Origin of the sequence: Actinomadura sp. NPDC049753 (assembly GCF_040674655.1) — a bacterium.
In the GTDB taxonomy this organism is placed as follows: domain Bacteria; phylum Actinomycetota; class Actinomycetes; order Streptosporangiales; family Streptosporangiaceae; genus Spirillospora; species Spirillospora verrucosospora.
In genome coordinates, this window is record NZ_JBFARL010000324.1 from 1 (window position 1) to 5502 (window position 5502).

Below are 5502 nucleotides of genomic sequence, written 5' to 3' on the forward strand. Positions count from 1 at the left end.
GCGGGCGGTGCCGGTGGCGGGCGCGGCCGTCGCCGGGGTCGTCGTCGGGCGCCTCACCGCCCGCAAGCGCTGACCTCGGCATCCCGCGAGTCTTTCGACGAGGGCGACGCCCCCGCAGAACGCGTTCTGCGGGGGCGTCGCGCGTGTCTGGACAGACATTTCGTCTTGAACAGCACATAACCGGAAACAGATCTCCTGTTTAGGCAGACCGAGGCGGGTACACCGGGGTTCATGCTTCACCCCCAAACGGGTCAACCCCGAGAAGGAGCGATCACATGACTGGGCCGATCGCCCAGCAGACTTCGGGCAGCAATGTCGTGCAGCGCGGCGGTTCCGGCAGCGGCCTCGCCGACGTCGTCGACCTGATCCTGGAGAAGGGTCTGGTCATCGACCTGTACGCGCGGGTCTCGCTGGTGGGAATCGAGATCCTCACGATCGACGTGCGGATCGTGGTCGCCAGCGTCGACACCTACCTGCGGTTCGCCGAGGCGGTGAACCGTCTGGACATCGCTCACGACGGCACTTCGCAGGGCCTGCCGGAGTTCGTTGGCGGAATGCAGGAGTCGGGCGCCAAGAAGAAGACGCGCGGTGCCCTGGAGGGGGCCCAGGAGCGGCTGAAGGAGACCTTCGGCGGCGACTCCGACGAGGAAGAGGACAAGGAACCCGCGCGGCGCCGCTCGTCGCGCAAGAAGGAGGACGAGGAAGAATGAGCACGCCTCAGACCCCCGGCGGCTCTGAGGCCGGGGACCGGATCCCGCAGTACGTGTACGGGGTGACCCGGTCGGGCGTGGCGCTCCCGCCGGACCTGGCCGGGCTGGACGACCGTCCGGTGTCGCTGGTGGAGGACGGGGGCACGGCCGCCGCCGTCGTCAGCGACCTGCCGGCCGACCGCGCCCTCGGCGAGCGCGCCGACCTGGTCGCGCACCAGCGGGTCCTCAACGCGCTGGTCGACGCCGGCACCGTGGTCCTGCCGTTCCGGTTCGGGGCCGCGCTGGCCGACCGCGGCGCGGTGGAGAAGGAACTGCTGGCCGACAACTCCGAGCGCTTCGCGCAGGTCCTGGACCAGCTGGACGGCCGCGTCGAGCTGCGCGTCAAGGGCACCTACGTCGAGGACGCGGTGCTGCGGGAGATCATGCAGAACGACCCGGAGGTCGCCGAGCTTGCGCAGCGGCTGCGGGAGGTCCCGGCCGACGCCGCCGACGCCGTCTACTACGACCGCGTCCGGCTCGGCGAGCTGATCGCGCAGTCGATGCAGCGGCTCCGGGAGAGCGACGAGCAGGTCCTGCTGGACGGGGCCGCCTCCGCGGCCGAGGCGTTCACGCGCAAGACCCCGGCCCGGGAGGAGGACGTCCTGGACGCCTCCTTCCTGGTCCGCGCCGACCGCCGCGCCGCGTTCGAGGAGGCCGTGGAGAAGCTGGGGCAGCAGCACGGCGACCGGATCCGCCTCCGGCTCATCGGGCCGCTGCCGCCCTACGACTTCGTTCCGGAGGCGTGACAGGCGATGGGATTCTTCACCGGTCTGGTCACGGCCCCCCTCGCGCCCGTCAAGGGCGTGATGTGGCTGGCCGAGACCCTGACCGAACAGGCCGAGGCGCAGCTGTACGACCCGGGGCGCATCGCCGCGGAGATGCAGCAGGTGGCCGACGAGGCCGCCGCCGGCGAGATCACCGAGGAGGAGGCCGCCGAGCGCGAGGAGGAGCTGATCCGCCGCTTGAACGAGGGCCGCGCCCGCGGCTACCAGCCGGGCGGCTAGGAGGCCGGTGATGATGTCCGCGTCCAAGGCCGCCGCGATGGCGGTGGAGCACGTGACGGCGATGACCGGCCGCAGGGCCGAGAGCGTCGTGGGAATGGAGCGCACCGAGGAGGGCTGGCGCGTCAAGGTGGAGGTCGTGGAGACCCATCGCATCCCCGACTCCGCGGACATCCTCGCGGTCTACGACACCGAGGTGGACGCCGACGGGGAGCTGGTGAGCTACCGGCGCGCCGGCCGCTACTCCCGCGGACGAGTGGAGAGGAACTGAGCGGCTGTGAGTGAGATCTCCTGGACCGGCCAGCGCTCACCGGCGCGGTCGGTGGCCGGGGAGCGGCAGGGCGCCAACCTGGCCGACCTGCTGGAACGCATCCTCGACAAGGGGATCGTGATCGTCGGGGACGTCCGGGTGAACCTCCTGGACATCGAACTGCTGACGATCAAGCTTCGGCTGCTGGTGGCGTCGGTGGACCGGGCCAAGGAAATGGGCATCGACTGGTGGGAGCACGACCCGTCCCTGTCCTCCAAGGCCCGGCAGAAGGAGATGGACGGCCAGGGCGACCGCGAACTGCTGGAGGAGAACCGGCGGCTGCGCGAGCGCCTGGCCGCCCTCGAGGCCGGCGCCGACGGCGCCGCCGAACGGACCGGAGACGGAAAGGAGCCCTCATCATGACCGCCCCCGGGTTCGCCGGCCGGACCGCCGGCGACCACGCCGCCGCCGACCCGGCCGGCACCGGCGTCTACCTGTACGGAGTCGCGCGCGGCCTGGACCCGGCCGCGCTGCACGACACCCCCGGGGTCGCCGGCGCGCCCGTGCGCGGCGTGGTCGCGGCAGGACTGACCGCCCTGGTCAGCACCGTCCGGCTCGACGAGTACGGCGAGGCGGCGCTGCGCGCCAACCTTGAGGACCTGCAGTGGCTGGAGGCCACCGCCCGCGCCCACCACGACGTGGTGGACCGGGCCGCGCACGCCGCCCCGACCGCGCCGGTGCGGATCGCGACCATCTACCGCGACGACGCCCGCGTCGCCGAGGTGCTCACCGACGAGGGCGGACGGTTCACCGAGGTCCTCGACCTGATCGACGGCCGCTCCGAGTGGGGCGTGAAAGCCTACGCCGACCCCGCACTGCTGCGCGGCGACACCGGCCGCGACGGCCCCGACCCCGGTGGGGGGCTCGCGCCGGGCGCCGAGCCCCTCACCGGCCCCCACCAGGGCGCCGCGGGTACGGCCCCCGCCGGGCCGGGGGCGGCGTACCTGCGGCGCCGGCAGCAGGAGCGCCGGCGCCGCGCCGACGCCGGCCGCCGGGTCGGCGAGCAGGCCGACGCGGTCCACGCCGAACTCGCCGACCACGCCGTGGCGTCACGGCACCACCCGCCGCAGGACCCGCGCCTGTCGGGCCGGGCGGACACCCAGATCCTCAACGTCGCCTACCTGCTGGACGAGGAGCAGGTGGAGGGGTTCCTGGCGGTGGCGCGGGCGGCCGGCGAGAGGCTGGCGGGCATCGAGGTGGAGGTGACGGGGCCCTGGCCGCCCTACTCCTTCATCGAGCCGGGGGCGGCGTGACGGCCGTCCTGGACCAGGGCCGCGACGTCCCGATGGAGCGGATCGCGCTGGTCGACCTGCTGGACCGGCTGCTGGCGGGCGGCGTCGTCATCACCGGCGACCTGGTCATCTCGATCGCGGGCGTGGACCTGGTGGAGGTGTCCCTGCGGGCGCTGATCACCTCCGTCCGCGACGAGCTGCTGCCCGAGGAGGAACGACCGTGACCCGACCCGACCGCCGGCCCCCCGGCCCGACCGGCGCCGGGCCCTCCGCGCGCGGCGACCGCGAGCGGGGGAGCCGCGAGCCGGTGAGCGGGGAGGTGTCGGTGCGCGACCCCGCCGTCGGCGACCCCTTCACCGACGACATTCTGGCCGGCCGCACCGAGTCCTCCCACGGGGACGCCCCGGTGCGCGCCGCGCCGGTGCGCGAGGCGGACCTGCGGGAGCGGTCCTCGCGCACGATGCAGCGGCTGCGCTCCGACCCCGAGACGGTCGAGCGGGACCTGGTGAAGCTGGTGCTGACCCTGGTCGAACTGATCCGGCAGCTCATGGAGCGGCAGGCGCTGCGCCGCGCTGAGGGCGGCGACCTCACCGACCAGCAGATCGAGGACCTGGGGCTGGCGCTGATGCGCCTGGACGAGGCGATGACCCGCCTGAAGGACCACTTCGACCTCGACGACCACGACCTCAACCTCGACCTCGGCCCGCTCGGCCCGCTCCTGCCCGACAACTGAGCGGCCCGCCGGCCGGGTCACCGGCCGGGTCACCGGCCGGGTCACCGGCCGGGCCGCTTCTGGCCCGGCCCCCGGGGGGCGGCTCTCATTCCGGGTTCACGGCGGTGGCTTTGAAGAACGTGTAGTGGAACGTTCCGTCGGCGTCCGCGGTGCGGTGCAGGTCGGCGACGCCCCGGTCGAAGTCGGCCGGGGTGGCCAGCCCCGCCGCGACGGCCTCGCCGCGCACCGACTCGATCATCGCGGTGAAGGTGTCGCGGGTGAAGGCCCGCCGCAGATCGGGCCGCGCCCGGTCGGCGTACACGGTCCGCGGGACCACGCCGACCCGCGCGTACCCGGCCTCGGCCAGCAGCGGCCCCAGCCGCCGCCCGAGCAGGGCGTCGCCGCCCGCCGCGGCCTGCAACGCGACCTGATGGGCGATCGCGGCGCGCGCGTGGGCGCTGTCGGGGTGGAAGAACGCCGACCCGTGGTCGCCCTCGACGGCCGTGAGGGTCCCCCCGGGCCGCAGCACCCGCCGCAGACCCGCCAGCACGGCGCGCGGGTCGGGCAGATGCTCCAGCACGAAGCACACGAACACGTGGTCGAACTCCGCGTCACCGAACGGCAGGTCCCGCAGGTCGGCGCACCGCCACCGCACCCGCGCCGCGGGGAAGGACGCCTCGACGCGGGCACGCGCCTGCTCCAGCGAGGCGCGCGAAAGGTCCACGGCGGTCAGGCGCACGCCGGGGGAGCGCGCCACCAGATGCACCGTCTGCGCCCCCACCCCGCAGCCGGCCTCCAGCACCCGGCTGCCCGCCGGATAGGCGGTCCCGTCGTGCACCAACGCGGCCAGCGCGTCGGCCTGGTCGCCGAGCCGCCGCGACTCCCGTCCCGAGTACCCGTGCACATAGCCGCCGGGACCGTTCGTCATCGTGGTTTCCATGCGACCACCGTGGCCGCACAATGGCCCGGTGAACAGGTCCAAAGACGGCGAACCGAACAGGTCCGTAACGCCGGGGTCGGACTTCCTGCAACTCGACCCCGCCGACGCCCCGCCCGGCGGGCTCGCCGACTGGCTCGCCGGACGCCTCCGCGACGCCGTCGCCGACGGCCGCCTGCCCGTCGGGACCCGCCTGCCCGCCACCCGCGTCCTGGCCGCCGAACTGCGCGTCTCCCGCGGCGCGGTCACCGAGGCCTACCAGCGCCTGGCCGACGAAGGCCACCTCGCCGGACGCGGCCGAGCCGGCACCATCGTCGTCGCGGCCCCCCTCACCCCGGCCCCCGTGCCCCTGCCCGAACGCCCCGGCCGGGCGGCCACCACCCCGGCGCCCTCCGCCTCGTTCCCCACGCACCCCGGCCCCGACATATTCGACGTCCTGCGCGACCTGCCCGCCCGCATCGACCTGTCACCCGGCCTGCCCGACCTCGCCGCGTTCCCGCGCGCGGCCTGGCAGCGCGCCGAACGGACCGTCCTGCGCGACCTGCCCGCCGCCGGCCTCGG

The 5502-nt window shown here is 74.5% G+C and carries 10 protein-coding genes; 9 read left to right on the top strand and 1 reads right to left on the bottom strand.

The features are described from left to right. The first annotated feature begins 275 nt into the window (after nucleotides 1–275). Genes gvpJ through AB0K37_RS39885 form a run of 8 tightly spaced genes read left to right on the top strand, consistent with a single transcriptional unit; the run spans nucleotide 276 to nucleotide 4025 of the window. Entirely contained in the window at nucleotides 276–710 is a 435-nt protein-coding gene (gene gvpJ, locus AB0K37_RS39850; RefSeq protein WP_363990791.1) for a gas vesicle protein GvpJ, read from the top strand. After that, nucleotides 707–1495: a GvpL/GvpF family gas vesicle protein gene (locus tag AB0K37_RS39855; protein WP_363990794.1), complete on the top strand. Its 789-nt coding sequence runs from the start codon at nucleotides 707–709 to the stop codon at nucleotides 1493–1495. The genes gvpJ and AB0K37_RS39855 overlap by 4 nt, the downstream gene beginning before the upstream one ends. Before the next feature lie 6 nt (nucleotides 1496–1501). Further along, on the top strand, nucleotides 1502–1753 hold the full coding sequence (locus AB0K37_RS39860) for a gas vesicle protein GvpG (RefSeq protein WP_345181817.1): 252 nt from the start codon (nucleotides 1502–1504) through the stop codon (nucleotides 1751–1753). Nucleotides 1754–1763: 10 nt separating this feature from the next. After that, nucleotides 1764–2021, top strand: coding sequence for a gas vesicle protein GvpO (gene gvpO, locus AB0K37_RS39865; RefSeq protein ID WP_363990797.1), 258 nt, complete (start codon nucleotides 1764–1766; stop codon nucleotides 2019–2021). 15 nt (nucleotides 2022–2036) lie between these two features. Further along, nucleotides 2037–2423, top strand: coding sequence for a gas vesicle protein (locus AB0K37_RS39870; protein ID WP_363990812.1), 387 nt, complete (start codon nucleotides 2037–2039; stop codon nucleotides 2421–2423). Then, nucleotides 2420–3313, top strand: a complete 894-nt coding sequence (locus tag AB0K37_RS39875; RefSeq protein WP_363990800.1) for a GvpL/GvpF family gas vesicle protein — start codon at nucleotides 2420–2422, stop codon at nucleotides 3311–3313. The genes AB0K37_RS39870 and AB0K37_RS39875 overlap by 4 nt, the downstream gene beginning before the upstream one ends. Further along, nucleotides 3310–3516, top strand: a complete 207-nt coding sequence (locus AB0K37_RS39880) for a gas vesicle protein (RefSeq protein WP_230298832.1) — start codon at nucleotides 3310–3312, stop codon at nucleotides 3514–3516. Before AB0K37_RS39875 ends, AB0K37_RS39880 begins: the two co-directional genes overlap by 4 nt. After that, a complete protein-coding gene (locus tag AB0K37_RS39885; protein ID WP_363990803.1) occupies nucleotides 3513–4025 on the top strand; it encodes a gas vesicle protein K in 513 nt (170 codons plus the stop codon). Before AB0K37_RS39880 ends, AB0K37_RS39885 begins: the two co-directional genes overlap by 4 nt. A gap of 85 nt (nucleotides 4026–4110) precedes the next feature. Here the strand turns inward: AB0K37_RS39885 and AB0K37_RS39890 are convergent, their stop codons facing one another. Beyond that, nucleotides 4111–4944: a methyltransferase domain-containing protein gene (locus AB0K37_RS39890; RefSeq protein WP_363990806.1), complete on the bottom strand. Its 834-nt coding sequence runs from the start codon at nucleotides 4942–4944 to the stop codon at nucleotides 4111–4113. A 28-nt stretch (nucleotides 4945–4972) separates the two neighbouring features. Here AB0K37_RS39890 and AB0K37_RS39895 point away from each other — a divergent pair. Then, the coding region (locus tag AB0K37_RS39895; RefSeq protein ID WP_363990809.1) for a GntR family transcriptional regulator at nucleotides 4973–5502 on the top strand (530 nt) is incomplete at its 3' end.